Genomic DNA, 15,969 nt, shown 5'->3' with positions numbered 1-15,969 from the left:
TCTAGTGGGCGTATGAAGAGGGGCGGGACGCGGTCCCCCGTCAGGGGGTGCACCCGCCCCTCTCCGATGAGCTACGGGGCTCAGGAGACGCCGAGCTCCTTGGCGTTCTTCTTGAGGTCCTCGAGACCACCGCACATGAAGAACGCCTGCTCCGGGAAGTGGTCGTACTCGCCGTCGCAGATCGCGTTGAAGGCCGCGATCGACTCGTCGAGGGACACGTCCGAACCGTCCACACCGGTGAACTGCTTGGCGGCGTGGGTGTTCTGGGACAGGAAGCGCTCCACGCGACGGGCACGGGCGACGACGAGCTTGTCCTCTTCGCCGAGCTCGTCGATACCGAGGATCGCGATGATGTCCTGGAGGTCCTTGTACTTCTGCAGGATCGTCTTGACGCGCATGGCGGCGTCGTAGTGGTCCTGCGCGATGTAGCGCGGGTCCAGGATGCGGGACGTGGAGTCCAGCGGGTCCACGGCCGGGTAGATGCCCTTCTCCGAGATCGGACGGGAGAGCACCGTCGTCGCGTCGAGGTGGGCGAACGTGGTGGCCGGGGCCGGGTCGGTCAGGTCGTCCGCGGGGACGTAGATCGCCTGCATCGAGGTGATCGAGTGACCACGGGTCGAGGTGATGCGCTCCTGGAGGAGACCCATCTCGTCGGCCAGGTTCGGCTGGTAGCCCACCGCGGAGGGCATGCGGCCGAGCAGGGTCGAGACCTCGGAACCGGCCTGCGTGAAGCGGAAGATGTTGTCGATGAAGAACAGCACGTCCTGCTTCTGGACGTCACGGAAGTACTCCGCCATCGTCAGACCCGCGAGGGCCACGCGCAGACGGGTGCCCGGCGGCTCGTCCATCTGACCGAAGACGAGGGCGGTCTTGTCGAGAACGCCCGCCTCTTCCATCTCGACCATGAGGTCGTTGCCCTCACGGGTGCGCTCACCGACGCCCGCGAAGACGGAGACACCGTCGTGCAGCTTGGCCACACGGACGATCATTTCCTGGATCAGAACGGTCTTGCCGACACCGGCACCACCGAACAGACCGATCTTTCCACCCTTGACGTACGGGGTGAGAAGGTCGACGACCTTCAGGCCGGTCTCGAACATCTCGGTCTTGGACTCGAGCTGGTCGAAGGCCGGGGCCTTGCGGTGGATGCCCCAGCGCTCGGCGCCCTCGACGGAGGACGGGTCGTCGTTCAGGACCTGGCCGAGGGTGTTGAACACCCGGCCCTTGGTCACGTCGCCGACCGGCACCGAGATGGCGTTGCCCGTGTCGGTCACCGGGGCCTGGCGGACCAGGCCGTCGGTGGGCTGCATCGAGATGGTGCGGACCACGCCGTCACCCAGGTGCTGGGCGACCTCGAGGGTCAGCGTCTTCTTCTCGCCCTCCAGCGCCGGGTCGTCGACCTCGACGTGCAGAGCGTTGTAGATGTCCGGCATCGCGTCGACGGGGAACTCCACGTCGACGACCGGGCCGATGACCCGGGCGACGCGGCCCGTAGCCGTGGCCGTCTCAACAGTGGTCGTCATTACTTGTCACTCCCCGCGGTCGCGTCGGCCAGGGCTGCGGAGCCACCGACGATCTCGCTGATTTCCTGGGTGATATCGGCCTGGCGGGCCGCGTTGGCAAGCCGGGTGAGGCTGGTGATCAGGTCCCCGGCGTTGTCGGTGGCCGACTTCATCGCACGGCGCGTGGCGGCGTGCTTGGAGGCGGCCGACTGGAGCAGCGCGTTGTAGATACGGCTCTCGACGTAGCGCGGCAGCAGGGCGTCGAGGACGTCCTCCGCCGACGGCTCGAAGTCGTACAGCGGAAGAAGCTCGTTCTTCGCCGCCGACTCCTCGGCTACCTCTTCGAGGCTGAGCGGCAGCAGGCGGCCGTCGACCGCCGTCTGCGTCATCATCGAGACGAACTCGGTGTAGACGATGTGGAGTTCGTCCACGCCGCCCTCCGCCGTCTCCTTCTCGATGGCCTCGATCAGCGGCGCCGCGATGGTCTTGGCGTCCCCGTACGAGGGCTCATCCGTGAAGCCCGTCCACTGCCCCGAGATCGTGCGCTCGCGGAAGTTGTAGTGGGCCACACCGCGGCGGCCGACGATGTAGACGTCGACCTCCTTGCCCGCTTCCTCGAGCCGCGCGGTCAGCTGCTCAGCGGCCTTGATGGCGCTGGAGTTGAACGCACCGGCCAGACCACGGTCGCTGGTGAGGAGCAGGACGGCGGCACGCGTGGCCGCCTCCGGCTCCGTCGTCAGCGGGTGGTTGGTGTTCGAACCGGTACCGACCGCCGTGACCGCGCGCGTGAGCTCGGTCGCGTACGGCGTGGAGGCCGCCACCTTGCGCTGCGCCTTGACGACGCGCGAGGCGGCGATCATCTCCATCGCCTTGGTGATCTTCTTGGTCGCGGTGACGGATTTGATGCGACGCTTGTAGACCCGGAGCTGGGCTCCCATGAGTCAGGTCCCTTCCGTCGTCACTTGCCGGCAGCGGCAGGAGCGTCCTCGCCGAGAAGCTTGCCGTCCGAGGTCTCGAACTGCTTCTTGAACTCCGCGACGGCGTCACCGATGGCCGTGATGGTGTCGTCCGACATCTTGCCGCCCTCCTTGATGGAGGTCATCAGGCCCTGCTCCTTGCGGTGCAGGTAGTCGAGCAGCTCGCGCTCGAAGCGGCGGATGTCCGCGACCGGGACCTCGTCCATCCTGCCGGTGGTACCCGACCACACGGAGATGACCTGGTCCTCGGTGGCCATCGGCTGGTACTGAGCCTGCTTCAGCAGCTCGACCATGCGCTGACCGCGCTCCAGCTGGGCCTTGGACGCGGCGTCCAGGTCGGAGCCGAAGGCGGCGAACGCCTCGAGCTCACGGAACTGGGCGAGGTCCACACGGAGGCGGCCGGACACCTGACGGATCGCCTTGTGCTGCGCGGAACCACCGACTCGGGAGACGGAGATACCGACGTTGAGCGCGGGGCGCTGACCGGCGTTGAACAGGTCCGACTCCAGGAAGCACTGGCCGTCGGTGATGGAGATGACGTTGGTCGGGATGAACGCCGACACGTCGTTCGCCTTCGTCTCGACGATCGGCAGACCGGTCATCGAGCCCTTGCCCATGTCGTCCGAGAGCTTCGCGCAGCGCTCGAGCAGACGGGAGTGCAGGTAGAAGACGTCACCCGGGTACGCCTCGCGCCCCGGCGGGCGGCGCAGGAGCAGCGACACGGCACGGTAGGCGTCGGCCTGCTTCGACAGGTCGTCGAAGACGATGAGGACGTGCTTGCCCTCGTACATCCAGTGCTGGCCGATGGCCGAACCGGTGTACGGCGCCAGGTACTTGAAGCCGGCCGGGTCGGACGCCGGGGCGGCGACGATGGTCGTGTACTCCAGGGCGCCGGCCTCTTCGAGGGCACCACGCACGGAGGCGATGGTGGAACCCTTCTGACCGATGGCGACGTAGATGCAGCGCACCTGCTTGTTCACGTCACCGCTGCGCCAGTTGTCGCGCTGGTTGATGATCGTGTCGACGGCCAGGGCGGTCTTGCCGGTCTGGCGGTCACCAATGATCAGCTGACGCTGGCCACGGCCGATCGGGGTCATCGCGTCGACGGCCTTGTAGCCGGTCTCCATCGGCTCGTGCACCGACTTGCGCTGCATGACCGTGGGGGCCTGCAGCTCAAGGGCACGACGACCGCTGGTCTCGATCTCGCCGAGGCCGTCGATCGGGTTGCCGAGCGGGTCGACGACGCGGCCGAGGTAGCCCTCGCCCACGGCGACCGACAGCACCTCGCCGGTACGGCTGACCGACTGGCCTTCCTCGATGCCGCTGAACTCACCGAGGACGATCGAACCGATCTCGCGCTCTTCCAGGTTCAGCGCAAGACCGAGCGTGCCGTCCTCGAACTTCAGCAGCTCGTTGGCCATGGCCGAGGGCAGGCCCTCGACCTTCGCGATGCCGTCGCCGGCAAGGGTGACCGTACCGACCTCCTCGCGCGAGGCCGCGTCCGGCTTGTACGCCTGGACAAAGTTCTCCAGCGCGTCCCGGATCTCCTCCGGCCGGATCGTGAGCTCCGCCATCTGGGTTCCCTGCTCTCCTTGTTGGGCCCGAAGTTTTCTTGGGGGGTCTGGGGCTGTGTCCCTTAGCGGCTTGCGCCGCGGGCCCCCAGGAATCCTCTGCACGGCCCAACTAGGGCCGTAGTCATACGTGTTGAGTTACTAGCCCGCCATGCGGCGGTGTGCGTCCTCGATGCGGTCCGCGATGCTGCCGTTGATGACCTCGTCGCCCACCTGCACCGTGATCCCGCCGAGGACCTCGGGGTCCACGTCCAGGTTCAGGTGCATCTGGCGGCCGTAGACCTTGGCCAGGACGGCACCGAGCCGCTGCTTCTGCTGGTCCGAGAGCGGAACAGCGGACGTCACGACGGCGACCATGCGGTCCCGGCGGTCCGCGGCCAGCTTGGAGAGGGACTCGAGTCCCCCTTCCAGGCTACGTCCACGCGGCACGGTCACAAGGCGCGAGACGAGTCGCTCCGTGACCTCGTCGGCGCGGCCGCCGAGCAGGCTGCGCAGCAGCTCGCCCTTGGCGGCGCCGCTGGCGGCGCGGTCGGTGAGCGCGGCCCGCAGCTCGGTGCTGGAGGAGACGATCCGGCCGAACCGGAAGATCTCGTCCTCGACGTTGTCGAGCGAACCCGCCTTCTGCGCGGCCGTCAGGTCGGCGACGTCGGCCAGCTCCTCCAGGGAGTCGACCAGGTCACGCGAGCGCGACCAGCGCGAGCGCACCATCCCGGACACCAGGTCGGCGGTCTCGCCGCCCACCTTGTCGGACAGCAGACGCCCGGCGAGCTCGGCCTTGGCCTCACCGGCCTGCGCCGGGTCGGTCAGGACCCGACGCAGCGACACCTCGCGGTCGAGCAGCGCGGTGACCGCGGCCAGCTCGTCCGCGAGCTTCTTCGCGTCGACCGACGTGTTGTCGGTCAGCGCGTCGAGACGCTCACGCGCGGCGGCCAGGGCCTCGCGGCTGGCTCCGTGCGCTGTCATCGAGCCGCCTCGGCCTTCTCCTCGAGCTCGTCGAGGAACCGGTCGATGGTGCGGCTCTGCCGGGCGCTGTCCTCGAGGGACTCGCCGACGAGCTTGCCGGCCAGGTCGGTGGCCAGCTGGCCCACGTCCTGGCGCAGGGTCTGCGCGGCGGCCTTGCGGTCGGCCTCGATCTGGGCGTGACCGGCGGCGACGATCTCCTCGCGCTGCCGCTGACCCTCGGCGCGCATCTCGGCGATGAGCTGGGCGCCCTGCTCCTGCGCCTCCTGGCGCAGACGCGCGGCCTCGTGCCGGGCCTCGGCGAGCTGAGCCTTGTACTGCTCGAGCACGCTCTGGGCCTCGGTCTGGGCGGCCTCGGCCTTCTCAATGCCGCCTTCGATCGCCTCGCGGCGCTCTTCCAGAACCTTGTTGATGTTCGGGAGGAGCTTCTTCCAGAAGAAGAAGAAGACGATGGCGAAGGCAATGGCGCCGACGAGCAGCTCAGGGCCCGGAGGCACGAGGGGGTTCTGCTCCTCCTCGGCCGCCAGCTGAACCAGGTTGGCGATCACATCAGTGCCTTTCGTCGAAAAGTGTCAGTAAGTGGTGATTACTTACCGAACACGAACGGCATAACGATGCCGATGAGGGCGAGCGCCTCACAGAAGGCGAAACCAAGGATCTGGTTGGCGCGGATCAGGCCGGCGGCCTCGGGCTGGCGGGCCAGGGCCTGGGTGCCGTTACCGAAGACGATGCCGACGCCGATGCCGGGGCCGATCGCGGCGAGGCCGTAGCCGATGGAGCCGGTGGAGCCGTGCAGGCCCTTCTCAGCGGCGATGTTGACCATGTCGAGAGCAGCGGACATGCCGTTACTTCCTTCTCTTTCACTGGCCGGTGGGGGTTGGCCACCGGACGATCTGGGGGCTTGGCTGGTTCGGGGAGCTCAGTGGTGCTCGGCGGTCGCGCCCTGGATGTACGAGCAGGCGAGGAGCACGAAGACGTACGCCTGGACGGCCTGGACGAAGAGCTCGAAGAGGATCATGACCACGGTCATCACGAAGGAGACGCCAGCGGCCGGGATCATGTAGCTGTTCAGGAGGTACCAGGAGGCGACGGTGAACATCACCAGCATCAGGTGACCAGCGAACATGTTGGCGAAGAGTCGCACCGCGTGCGTGAAGGGACGCACGAGGAGGTTCGAGAAGAGCTCGATGAACGAGACGAGCCACTTGATCGGACCGAGCGAGTTGTCGTAGCCGGTGATGTTCTTCCAGCCGCCGACGAACCCGTGACGCTTGAAGGTCAGCGGCACCCAGATCAGGTAGACGATCAGGGCGAGCACGGCCGGGTAGGCGATGACCGACGAGACGGGGAACTGGGTCAGCGGCACGACCGACCAGATGTTCATGATCCAGATGAAGAAGAACATCGAGACCATGAGGGGGACGTACTTCTCGCCCTCCTTCTTGCCCAGCGTCTCGTAGACGATGCCGCGCCGGACGAAGTCGTAACCGGCCTCGGCGGCCAGCTGGAGCTTGCCCGGGACCACCTTGGCCTTGCCGAAGGCGGCGTAGAAGAAGGTGACAACGACGAGCGTGGTCAGCAGGGCAAGAAGCATCACCTTGTTGAACTCGAACCCGCCGACGGTGAACATCGGCTTGAAGAGGAACGAGTGCAGGCCCGGAGCCGGGAAGCCGCAGCCGTTGTCGGACATGATCCGACAGCTCCAGTCAAAGGCGAGCTCGGTCTGGTCAGCACTCACCGCGGGCTCCTTCGGCGTGACGCATAGGTACGGCAACCTCGTTGTCGTGTCGGCGCGGCGCGCAGCCGCGAGTCGGCACCGGACTGGTGTTTCGGATGTGGGGGCGGCAATCAGGCATCGAGCCTCGCGATCGTGCAGGCGTCAGCTCAGATGCCCGCGCCAGCAGTGCCGCAGCTGGCACCGGACGATAGCAGCAACCTGAACGTGCATTTATCCCGCCCCTACCCTTCACGTGGACGACCCCGACTTCTCCGGCTTGTCACTCTTTGATGAGTCGCTTTTGCCGGAATCGGGCTCTACGTAAAGGATCTTGGCCTTCATGTGCGCTCGGGCCTGCGACGCCATCCATACGACGGTCGCCACGACAAGTCCGGCGGCGAATGCCTTCGGGTTGAACAGCGTGGTGTCCCTGAAGATGCCCACGAACATGAGCAGCAGCAGGAGTTGGGCGACATAGAGCATGAGCCCCATCGCCTGGAAAAGGTGCGGAAGCGATTTTGCCGTCCACTGCAGGACGAACATTCCGAGCCCCATGAAGATGATGGCCAGCGCGGTGCCGACGACAGCGCCGAGCGCCCCCTCGCCGCCGGCGACCACGGCACTGACGACGGCAGCGATCGCGCCGACGGCAGCCGTGGGTACGGCGCACTGAAGGAGAGTACGGGTGTCTTGAGACGGCATGGCGGCAACTCCGCTTGCTGATGGGGGCAGGGTGTCGTCATGGACGAGCGTAGTCCCGGGTCGAGAGGGTCCCTCGGGCCAATGGACCGTCGCACTACGGTCCTTCGGCTCTATCCCCGGGTCTCGTGAACCGTATCACAAACTATTTGATGCGGTCTTTACCTAGTAGGTGTGCTCACTGTCACACGTGAGAGGTAACCCGCGCGTCTGTGCACCCAGGGCGTCAACTTGTCTGGTAATGGGGGGCTTTGGCGTCCGCCGTCAACCCGACGTACCCGCCTTGCGCCGATCCTGGAAGCGCGAGCGGGGGCCAACTGCTGTCGCTCCGTTGACGCCTGCGGGGACCGGAGTGCGATCCTCCGTATCCGATTCGTTCCCATTCGTCTCGTAGGAGAGACCGGCCGGGGTCTCGTCGACGGCGCCGCGCCCGCGGCGGTAGCGCGGCGGCACGAACGCCTCCGCCCAGCGCGGGGTGCGCGGAGTGAAGCGGGGCAGCAGGAGCAGCACCAGACCCACCGCGCTGAGCGCCACGATCACCAGCAGGATCCACATGCTCGTCGAGTGCACCGAGTACGAGACGGTGCCGAAGGCGATGAGCGCCGACCAGAAGTACATGATCAGCACCGCGCGGCTGTGGGAGTGGCCGATCTCCAGGAGCCGGTGGTGCAGGTGGCCGCGGTCGGCGGCGAACGGCGACTGGCCGTTCCAGGTGCGGCGGACGATCGCGAGGACCAGGTCCGCGAACGGGATCGCGATGATCGTCAGCGGCATCAGGAGCGGGATGAAGACGGGGAGCATCGCGTGGGTCGCGTCCCGGACGCCGCCGAAGTTCAGCTTCATCGCGTCCGGGTCGACCTGGCCGGTGATGGAGATGGCGCCCGCGGAGAGCACGAGGCCGATGAGCATCGAGCCCGAGTCGCCCATGAAGATCCGCGCGGGGTGCATGTTGTGCGGCAGGAAGCCCAGACACATGCCCATGAGGATGGCCGCGAAGAGCGTGGCGGGGGCCGCGGCCTCGATCCCGTAGCCGTACCAGAGGCGGTAGGCGTACATGAAGAACGCCGCGGCGGCGATGCAGACCATGCCCGCCGCGAGGCCGTCGAGGCCGTCGACGAAGTTGACGGCATTGATCGTGATGACCACGAGGGCGACGGTGAGGAGCGTGCCCTGCCACTGGGTGAGCGCGACGGTGCCGACGCCGGGGACCGGGATCCACAGGATCGTCAGGCCCTGCATCACCATGACGCCCGCGGAGATCATCTGGCCGCCGAGCTTGATCAGGGCGTCGATCTCGAACTTGTCGTCGAGGACGCCGATCAGCCAGATCAGGGCGGCACCGGAGAGGAGCGCCCGCGGCTCGTGCGAGTTCTCGAAGGCGTCGCTGAGGTTCGGCAGATGGTCCGCCACGAGCAGGCCCGCGCACAGCCCGAAGAACATGGCGATGCCGCCGAGCCGCGGCGTGGGCTCACGGTGCACGTCACGGGCGCGGATCTCCGGCATCGCCCCGGCCACGATCGCGAACTTCCGCACCGGGCCGGTCAGCAGATAGGTCACCGCGGCCGTGATGCAGAGCGTCAGCAGGTATTCACGCACGGGCTTCCCCACAGGTATCGCTGGCCATCTCAGCCCCACACCCTAGCTTTGCGCGCATAAGGATGAGGACTTTCGGGTAGCGACGATGGTTGCACGAATACGCGGCCCCTCCGGCCCGCGTACCCTCCGGCGGCCCCCTTACTGCCCCGGATAGGGCGGAAATCTCGCGGCCAGTTCGCGCACCGCGGCACGCGTCTGCGGCTCCTCCCGTACGGCGTCCCGCAGCAGCCCCGCGATCCGCACCATCTCCGCCTCCCCCATCCCCTGCGTGGTCACGGCCGCGGTGCCCAGGCGCAGTCCGCGGTCGTCGCGGTGCGGCAGCGCGCAGGTGTCCAGGACGAGGCCGGCGGCGGCGAGACGCCCGCGCGCGACATGTGCCTCCACTCCGTACGGGGCGGGGTCGGCCAGGACGACATGGGTGTCGGTGCCGCCGGTGCTGATCTCGAACCCCGCGGTGGCGAGCGCCTCGGCGAGGGTCCGGGCGTTGGCGACCACCTGATGGGCGTACGCGGTGAACGCCGGGGTGGCCGCCTCCCCGAAGGCGACGGCCTTGGCGGCGATGGCATTCATCTGGGCGCCGCCCTGGGTGAAGGGGAACACCGCCCGGTCGACGCGCTCCGCGAGCTCGGCCCCGCACAGCAGCATCCCGCCGCGCGGTCCGCGCAGCACCTTGTGCGTCGTCGCACACACCACATCGGCGTACGGCACCGGGCTCGGCGCCGCTCCCCCGGCGACCAGACCGATCGGGTGCGCGGCGTCCGCGATCAGATAGGCGCCCACGTCATCGGCGATCTCGCGGAAGGCCGCGTAGTCGATGTGCCGGGGGTAGGCGATGGAGCCGCAGACCAGCGCCTTGGGCCGGTGGCTGCGGGCGAGGGCGTGCACCTGCTCGTAGTCGATGAGCCCGCTCTCCGGGTCGACCCCGTACCCGACGAAGTCGAACCACCGCCCCGAGAAGTTCGCGGGCGAACCGTGCGTGAGGTGGCCCCCGTACGGCAGGCCCATGGCGAGGACGGTGTCGCCGGGGCGGAGCAGCGCGGCGTACGCGGCGAGGACCGCCGAGGACCCCGAGTGCGGCTGCACGTTGGCGTGGTCGGCGCCGAACAGCGCGGTGGCCCGCTCGACCGCGGTGCGCTCGGCGACGTCGACCAGCTCGCAGCCGCCGTGGTGGCGGGCCCCGGGGTAGCCCTCGGCGTACTTGTTGGCGAGCGGGGAGCCGAGGGCGGCGAGCACCGCGGGCGAGGTGAAGTTCTCGGCGGCGATCAGCTGGAGCGTCGTCGACTGGCGGTCGAGCTCGCCGAGGAGGATCCCGGCGAGCTCGGGGTCCTGGCGGCGGAGCGCGTCGAAGTCCGCGTACGCCTGGGCGGCGGGCCGTTCAGTGGTCACCGGCATCTTGGGCTCCGGGCCTCGGCGGGAGTTTCCTCCAATGTAGGCCGGGGGGCGTCGGGGCGCCTCCGGCGGTCTCTTCCCCAATCCCGCCCCTACCCGAATCCGCCGACTCCGTCGCCCCTGGGTGGACCTTCCTGGGGCTTCGCCCCTAGACCCCCGTATCGGCGCTGAACGCGCCTCGTCCTCAATCGCCGGACGGGCTTCTCTATGGGCGGGTGGGCCGGCGCTTGAGGACGAGCCCTTAAGGCGATACAGAGTGCCCCAGGCCCCGGCGGAGCCGGGTTTTCGGGAAGGGGCGGGATCGGGGAAAGGAGAATCAGGCCCGCGCCGGGACGCCCGTGAGCGCCGTCACCACCGGCTCAAGCGCCTGGCTGATCTCGTCCCCGACGGAGCGGAAGAACGGCAAGGGCGCCCCGTACGGGTCGTACACCTCGTCCGCCTCCACGCTCGGCGCAAGCAGCCACCCCCGCAGCGCCGCCGCAGCCCGCACCAGCGCCCGGGCCCGCTCGACCACCCCGTCGGCCAGCGGATCCGGCAGCGTCGCCGGGTCTATCGCCCGGACGAGCCGGGTGAACTCCTTCAGCGTGAACGTGCGCAGGCCCGCCGAGTGCCCCATCGAGATGACCTGCGCCCGGTGGTCCCGCGTCGCCGTCAGGACCAGGTCGGCCCGGATCACGTGATCGTCGAGGAGCTCGCGCCCGAAGAACCCGGTCGCGTCCGCGCCGAAGTCGGCGAGGACCGTCTCGGCGTTGGTCTCCATGGGGGCGCCCTCGTGGCCCCAGGTGCCCGCGCTCTCCACGATCAGCCCGCCCGTCGAGGGGTCGCCGAGCCGGTCGCTCAGGGCATGCCGGGTCAGCCGCTCGGTGATCGGCGAGCGGCACACATTGCCGGTGCTGACGTGGAGGATGCGGAAGGTGTCCCTCGTACGAGAGACGTCGTCAAGGCCGCCCGCTATGCCACGCCCCGTCTCAGGGGCTGTCAATTCGCCACCTCAAGGTCGGGTACGACCTTGCGCAGCTCGTCCGCGTCGAGGGCGCCGGCACGCAGCAGGAGGGGCACCTTGCCGGTCACGTCGACGATGGACGAGGGGACGATGCCGGGGGTGGGGCCGCCGTCCAAGTAGACGGAGATGGAGTCGCCGAGCATCTCCTGCGCGGCGTCGCAGTCCTCGGGCGCCGGGTGCCCGGTGAGGTTGGCGGAGGAGACGGCCATCGGGCCGAACTCGGTGAGCAGCTCGATCGCGACGGGGTGCAGCGGCATCCGGATCGCCACCGTGCCCCGGGTGTCGCCGAGGTCCCACTGGAGCGAGGGCTGCTGCTTGGCGACGAGGGTCAGGGCGCCCGGCCAGAAGGCGTCGACGAGCTCCCAGGCGGACTCGGAGAAGTCCGTGACCAGGCCGTGCAGGGTGTTCGGGGAGCCGATCAGGACGGGTGTGGGCATGGCGCGGCCACGGCCCTTGGCGTCGAGGAGATCGGCGACCGCCTCGGGGCTGAACGCGTCGGCCCCGACCCCGTACACGGTGTCCGTGGGCAGCACGACCAGCTCGCCGCGGCGGACGGCGGACGCGGCCTCGCGCAGACCGGTCGCGCGGTCGGTCACGTCGTTGCAGTCGTATCGCCGAGCCATTTAGCGGGCCTCCTCGTACACGTACAGGGTCAGGAAGAAGGGGGTGGCGGCCATTACGGCAGCGCCTTGCGGGCGGTCGCGAAGCGCGGCCTGTTGTTGAGGTCGGGGTGGTCGGCTGCGTCCGCCCAGCCCCGCTCCTCGGTGAAGATCCACGGCACCTGGCCGCCCTGGGTGTCGGCGTGCTCGATGACGACGACGCCGCCGGGGCGGAGCAGGCGGTGTGCGGTCCGCTCGATGCCGCGGATCAGGTCGAGGCCGTCCTCGCCGGAGAACAGGGCGAGTTCGGGATCGTAGTCCCGGGCCTCGGGGGCGACGTACTCCCACTCGGTGAGCGGGATGTACGGCGGGTTGGAGACGACCAGGTCCACCTGGCCGTCGAGCTCCGGGAGCGCGTCCCTCGCGTCCCCCTGGTGGAGCTGGACCCTGGACCCCTCGACGTTCTTGCGGGTCCACCTGAGGGCGTCGTCGGAGAGCTCCACGGCGTGCACCCGGGAGCGGGGCACCTCCTGCGCCATGGCGAGCGCGATGGCCCCGGAACCCGTACAGAGGTCGACGATCAGCGGCTCGACCACGTCCATGGCTCGCACCGCGTCTATGGCCCAGCCGACGACCGACTCGGTCTCCGGGCGCGGCACGAAGACACCGGGTCCCACCTGGAGCTCCAGGTAGCGGAAGAAGGCACGCCCGGTGATGTGCTGGAGCGGCTCGCGGGCCTCACGGCGCGCGATCGCCTCCCAGTACCGGGCGTCGAAGTCCGCGTCCTTGACGGAGTGCAGCTCGCCCCGCTTGACGCCGTGCACGAACGCGGCGAGCTCCTCCGCGTCGTTGCGCGGCGAGGGCACGCCTGCGTCGGCCAGCCGCTGGGTGGCCTGGGCCACTTCCGCGAGCAGCAGGTTCACGCTGGTCCTCCGGGGCTGAGCGGGCTGAGCGGTGGTCGGTTGCGGACTGCCTCAGGCGGCGGCGAGCTTGGCGGCGGAGTCCGCGTCGACGCACGCCTGGATGACCGCGTCCAGCTCGCCGTCGAGCACCTGGTCCAAGTTGTACGCCTTGAAGCCGACGCGGTGGTCCGAGATCCGGTTTTCCGGGAAGTTGTACGTCCGGATCTTCTCGGAGCGGTCGACGGTGCGGACCTGGCTGCGGCGGGCGTCCGCGGCCTCCTTCTCCGCCTCCTCCTGCGCCGCGGCAAGGAGCCTCGAGCGCAGGATACGCAGGGCCTGCTCCTTGTTCTGCAGCTGGCTCTTCTCGTTCTGGCAGGAGGCGACGACGCCGGTGGGGATGTGCGTGATCCGCACCGCGGAGTCCGTGGTGTTGACGGACTGGCCGCCGGGCCCGGACGAGCGGTACACGTCGATCCGCAGGTCGTTCGGGTTGATCTCGACGTCGATCTCCTCGGCCTCGGGCGTGACGAGCACACCGGCCGCGGAGGTGTGGATGCGGCCCTGCGACTCGGTCGCCGGGACGCGCTGCACACGGTGCACACCGCCCTCGTACTTCAGCCGGGCCCAGACGCCCTGGCCGGGCTCGGTCGCGCCGCCCCCGCCCTTGGTCTTCACGGCGACCTGGACGTCCTTGTAGCCGCCGAGCTCGGACTCGGTGGAGTCGATGATCTCGGTCTTCCAGCCGACGCGCTCCGCGTACCGCAGGTACATGCGCAGCAGGTCGCCGGCGAACAGGGCCGACTCGTCGCCGCCCGCGCCCGCCTTGATCTCGAGGATGACGTCCTTGTCGTCGGACGGGTCGCGGGGCACCAGGAGCAGCCGCAGCTTCTCGGTGATCTCCTCGCGCTGCTGCTCCAGGTCCTTGACCTCGGCGGCGAACTCGGGGTCGTCCGCGGCGAGTTCACGGGCCGTCTCGATGTCGTCGCCGGTCTGCTTCCAGGTCCGGTACGTGGCGACGATCGGGGTCAGCTCGGCGTAGCGCTTGTTGAGCTTGCGCGCGTTGGCCTGGTCCGCGTGCACGGAAGGGTCGGCGAGCTGCTTCTCCAGGTCGGCGTGCTCGCCGATGAGTTCCTCGACCGCCTCGAACATCTCGGGCTCCTGAATTCTTACGAAGGGGTGTGAGCGACCAAAAACGCCGGTCCCGGCCACCCCGAGGGGCGGCCGAGGACCGGCGCAGGTGGCTCGCTACTTCTTGGAGCCAGCGGCCTTGCCGAAGCGGGCCTCGAAGCGGGCCACACGGCCACCGGTGTCGAGGATCTTCTGCTTGCCCGTGTAGAACGGGTGGCACTCGGAGCAGACCTCGGCACGGACGGTGCCGCTCGGGATCGTGCTACGGGTGGTGAACGACGCGCCACAGGTGCAGCTGACCTGCGTCTCGACGTACTCGGGGTGGATGTCGCGCTTCAAGGTGTCTCCTAGTTTCGGGAGGGCGCCGGGTCGCCTACGCGGGATGCGGGGGCGTGAACCGGAGCCGACGTACCAGTCTGCCAGGACTGGCCGCATCTGCCCAAACCGGGGTGGGGGCGGAACTATTCCCGCACCCCGGCCGGGCACTGTGCGGACACGCTCAGTTACTGGTCACCACGTCGCCCGCGGAGCCCTTGTCGCCCGCGGACTTGTCGGTGGCGGACTTGGGGATCGGCTGGTCGGCCCGGAGTGCGTCCCAGACCTCCTGGTCGGCCTTCTCCAGCGGCAGTACGCGGTTGGGGTCGGCCGGGTCGTACTGGATGGGGAGCGTCACCATCTTCATGTCGCCCGCGCCGATGCCCTTGAGTCCGTTGGCGAAGCTCGCCAGCGACTTCACGTCGTTCAGGTCCGAGTCGGTGGTGATGGCGCTGGTGGCGTCGTCCGCGAGGTCGAAGAGCTTCTTCGGGTTACTGAAGACGCCGACGTCCTTGACCTGGTTGATCAGAGCCTTGATGAACGCCTGCTGGAGCTGGATGCGGCCGAGGTCGCTGCCGTCGCCGACGCCGTGCCGGGTGCGGACCAGGCCGAGGGCCTGCTCACCATTGAGGGTGTGCGAGCCGGGCTTCAGGTTCAGGTGGCTCTTGTCGTCGTTGATGGCCTTCTTGGTGGTGATGTCGACGCCGCCGAGGGTGTCGATGAGCTTCTTGAAGCCCGTGAAGTCGACCTCGACGTAGTGGTCCATGCGGATGCCGGACATCTTCTCGACGGTCTTGACGGCGCAGGCGGGGCCACCGACCTCGTAGGCCGTGTTGAACATCTGGCGCCGGCCGCCCGGGTCGGTCTTGCCGTCGCCGGTCGCGCACTCGGGCCGGGTGATGAGGGTGTCCCTGGGTATGGAGACGACGCTCGCCTTCTTGTGGCCCTTGTAGACGTGGACGATCATCGCGGTGTCCGAGCGGGCGCCGCCCTCGTCCTTGCCGTACTTGGAGTTGTCGCCGGAGCGGGAGTCGGAGCCGAGGACGAGGATGTCCTGCGAGCCGTTGTCGACGTCGTCCGGGCGGTCCGTGCCGAGGGCGGCGTTGATGTCGACGCCCTTGATGTTCCCGTTGAGCTTGAAGTAGACGTAGCCGAGCCCCGCTCCGCCGAGCACGATCACCGAGGCCGCGGTCCAGGCCGTGACGACCAGGGTCTTGCGGCCCCTGCTGGCCGGCTTGCGGCGTCGGCCGCCACCGCCCTTGCCCCTCTTGGGCTTCGCAGTCGCCGCCGTGCTGTCGTCGGTCATGTGCTCCTCAGTCCTCGTCGGGTCGGGTACCCCCTGCTTTCAGGGTCAGGCGCGGTTTGTCGTCACTTGTCAGACGTGGAAACCGAAAGAAGGGTTGCACAGCAGGTTGAGCGCGGACCGGGGTCCGACGACTCCGGAGCGTGGCCGAACGTCTAGTACTTTTGGCCCCCCACCTGCGGTTTCTTCCTTACGCGGGCTACGGGCTGTGACCGTGAGAATCTCTTATGTGTGTGGCCAAGGTCTCTCTTCGGTCTCAGTTTCCGCACGCCACGACAGAGGGCCGCCCCCGTCACAGGTGTGACGGG

At 68.6% G+C, this 15,969-nt stretch carries 16 protein-coding genes; all 16 read right to left on the bottom strand.

The window, feature by feature from the left end; all coding sequences use genetic code 11:
- Positions 1-80 precede the first annotated feature (80 nt).
- The 16 genes from atpD to ACFWYM_RS42470 all read right to left on the bottom strand — a co-directional run bounded on the left by atpD (position 81) and on the right by ACFWYM_RS42470 (position 15,664).
- Positions 81-1,523: a F0F1 ATP synthase subunit beta gene (atpD, locus tag ACFWYM_RS42545; protein WP_384850395.1), complete on the bottom strand. Its 1,443-nt coding sequence runs from the start codon at positions 1,521-1,523 to the stop codon at positions 81-83.
- On the bottom strand, positions 1,523-2,440 hold the full coding sequence (locus ACFWYM_RS42540; protein WP_384850392.1) for a F0F1 ATP synthase subunit gamma: 918 nt from the start codon (positions 2,438-2,440) through the stop codon (positions 1,523-1,525). Before ACFWYM_RS42540 ends, atpD begins: the two co-directional genes overlap by 1 nt.
- A 20-nt stretch (positions 2,441-2,460) precedes the next feature.
- Positions 2,461-4,053 (bottom strand): F0F1 ATP synthase subunit alpha, encoded by a 1,593-nt coding sequence (gene atpA, locus ACFWYM_RS42535; protein WP_384850389.1) that lies wholly within the window; start codon positions 4,051-4,053, stop codon positions 2,461-2,463.
- Between the two features lie 138 nt (positions 4,054-4,191).
- Positions 4,192-5,013 (bottom strand): F0F1 ATP synthase subunit delta, encoded by an 822-nt coding sequence (locus ACFWYM_RS42530; RefSeq protein ID WP_384850387.1) that lies wholly within the window; start codon positions 5,011-5,013, stop codon positions 4,192-4,194.
- Positions 5,010-5,558, bottom strand: a complete 549-nt coding sequence (locus ACFWYM_RS42525) for a F0F1 ATP synthase subunit B (RefSeq protein ID WP_384850384.1) — start codon at positions 5,556-5,558, stop codon at positions 5,010-5,012. The genes ACFWYM_RS42530 and ACFWYM_RS42525 overlap by 4 nt, the downstream gene beginning before the upstream one ends.
- Before the next feature lie 38 nt (positions 5,559-5,596).
- Positions 5,597-5,851 (bottom strand): ATP synthase F0 subunit C, encoded by a 255-nt coding sequence (gene atpE, locus ACFWYM_RS42520; RefSeq protein ID WP_384850381.1) that lies wholly within the window; start codon positions 5,849-5,851, stop codon positions 5,597-5,599.
- Between the two features lie 78 nt (positions 5,852-5,929).
- The gene (atpB, locus tag ACFWYM_RS42515) at positions 5,930-6,700 is read right to left on the bottom strand and encodes a F0F1 ATP synthase subunit A (RefSeq protein ID WP_384850448.1); all 771 of its coding nucleotides are present in this window, start codon (positions 6,698-6,700) and stop codon (positions 5,930-5,932) included.
- Positions 6,701-6,976: 276 nt separating this feature from the next.
- Positions 6,977-7,429, bottom strand: a complete 453-nt coding sequence (locus ACFWYM_RS42510; RefSeq protein ID WP_384850378.1) for a hypothetical protein — start codon at positions 7,427-7,429, stop codon at positions 6,977-6,979.
- Positions 7,430-7,690: 261 nt separating this feature from the next.
- On the bottom strand, positions 7,691-9,022 hold the full coding sequence (locus tag ACFWYM_RS42505) for an MraY family glycosyltransferase (protein WP_384850375.1): 1,332 nt from the start codon (positions 9,020-9,022) through the stop codon (positions 7,691-7,693).
- Between the two features lie 138 nt (positions 9,023-9,160).
- A complete protein-coding gene (gene glyA / locus ACFWYM_RS42500) occupies positions 9,161-10,414 on the bottom strand; it encodes a serine hydroxymethyltransferase (protein WP_384850372.1) in 1,254 nt (417 codons plus the stop codon).
- 313 nt (positions 10,415-10,727) lie between these two features.
- Positions 10,728-11,393, bottom strand: coding sequence for a protein-tyrosine-phosphatase (locus ACFWYM_RS42495; protein ID WP_384850369.1), 666 nt, complete (start codon positions 11,391-11,393; stop codon positions 10,728-10,730).
- Positions 11,390-12,037 carry an L-threonylcarbamoyladenylate synthase gene (locus tag ACFWYM_RS42490; protein ID WP_384850366.1) on the bottom strand — a complete coding sequence of 216 codons (648 nt, stop codon included), beginning with the start codon at positions 12,035-12,037 and terminating at the stop codon, positions 11,390-11,392. Before ACFWYM_RS42490 ends, ACFWYM_RS42495 begins: the two co-directional genes overlap by 4 nt.
- A 53-nt stretch (positions 12,038-12,090) precedes the next feature.
- Positions 12,091-12,936, bottom strand: a complete 846-nt coding sequence (gene prmC / locus ACFWYM_RS42485; protein WP_384850364.1) for a peptide chain release factor N(5)-glutamine methyltransferase — start codon at positions 12,934-12,936, stop codon at positions 12,091-12,093.
- Positions 12,937-12,987: 51 nt separating this feature from the next.
- Complete coding sequence (gene prfA, locus ACFWYM_RS42480) at positions 12,988-14,064, bottom strand: peptide chain release factor 1 (protein WP_384850361.1); 1,077 nt, start codon at positions 14,062-14,064, stop codon at positions 12,988-12,990.
- A gap of 96 nt (positions 14,065-14,160) precedes the next feature.
- Positions 14,161-14,382, bottom strand: a complete 222-nt coding sequence (rpmE, locus tag ACFWYM_RS42475; RefSeq protein WP_190097031.1) for a 50S ribosomal protein L31 — start codon at positions 14,380-14,382, stop codon at positions 14,161-14,163.
- 160 nt (positions 14,383-14,542) lie between these two features.
- Entirely contained in the window at positions 14,543-15,664 is a 1,122-nt protein-coding gene (locus ACFWYM_RS42470; RefSeq protein ID WP_384850358.1) for an LCP family protein, read from the bottom strand.
- Between the last annotated feature and the right edge of the window lie 305 nt (positions 15,665-15,969).

It is taken from the genome of Streptomyces sp. NPDC059009, assembly GCF_042740175.1.
In the GTDB taxonomy this organism is placed as follows: Bacteria; Actinomycetota; Actinomycetes; order Streptomycetales; family Streptomycetaceae; genus Streptomyces.
Note: the sequence above shows the minus strand (reverse complement) of the source record. Positions and strands in the feature narration are given on the sequence as shown.

What these genes read in the sequence shown, in the direction of transcription:
- atpD (WP_384850395.1), bottom strand. Translation starts at nt 1,523, where the DNA reads ATGACGACCACTGTTGAGACGGCCACGGCTACGGGCCGCGTCGCCCGG.
- ACFWYM_RS42540 (WP_384850392.1), bottom strand. Translation starts at nt 2,440, where the DNA reads ATGGGAGCCCAGCTCCGGGTCTACAAGCGTCGCATCAAATCCGTCACC.
- atpA (WP_384850389.1), bottom strand. Translation starts at nt 4,053, where the DNA reads ATGGCGGAGCTCACGATCCGGCCGGAGGAGATCCGGGACGCGCTGGAG.
- ACFWYM_RS42530 (WP_384850387.1), bottom strand. Translation starts at nt 5,013, where the DNA reads ATGACAGCGCACGGAGCCAGCCGCGAGGCCCTGGCCGCCGCGCGTGAG.
- atpE (WP_384850381.1), bottom strand. Translation starts at nt 5,851, where the DNA reads ATGTCCGCTGCTCTCGACATGGTCAACATCGCCGCTGAGAAGGGCCTG.
- atpB (WP_384850448.1), bottom strand. Translation starts at nt 6,700, where the DNA reads ATGTCCGACAACGGCTGCGGCTTCCCGGCTCCGGGCCTGCACTCGTTC.
- ACFWYM_RS42510 (WP_384850378.1), bottom strand. Translation starts at nt 7,429, where the DNA reads ATGCCGTCTCAAGACACCCGTACTCTCCTTCAGTGCGCCGTACCCACG.
- glyA (WP_384850372.1), bottom strand. Translation starts at nt 10,414, where the DNA reads ATGCCGGTGACCACTGAACGGCCCGCCGCCCAGGCGTACGCGGACTTC.
- ACFWYM_RS42490 (WP_384850366.1), bottom strand. Translation starts at nt 12,037, where the DNA reads ATGGCTCGGCGATACGACTGCAACGACGTGACCGACCGCGCGACCGGT.
- prfA (WP_384850361.1), bottom strand. Translation starts at nt 14,064, where the DNA reads ATGTTCGAGGCGGTCGAGGAACTCATCGGCGAGCACGCCGACCTGGAG.
- ACFWYM_RS42470 (WP_384850358.1), bottom strand. Translation starts at nt 15,664, where the DNA reads ATGACCGACGACAGCACGGCGGCGACTGCGAAGCCCAAGAGGGGCAAG.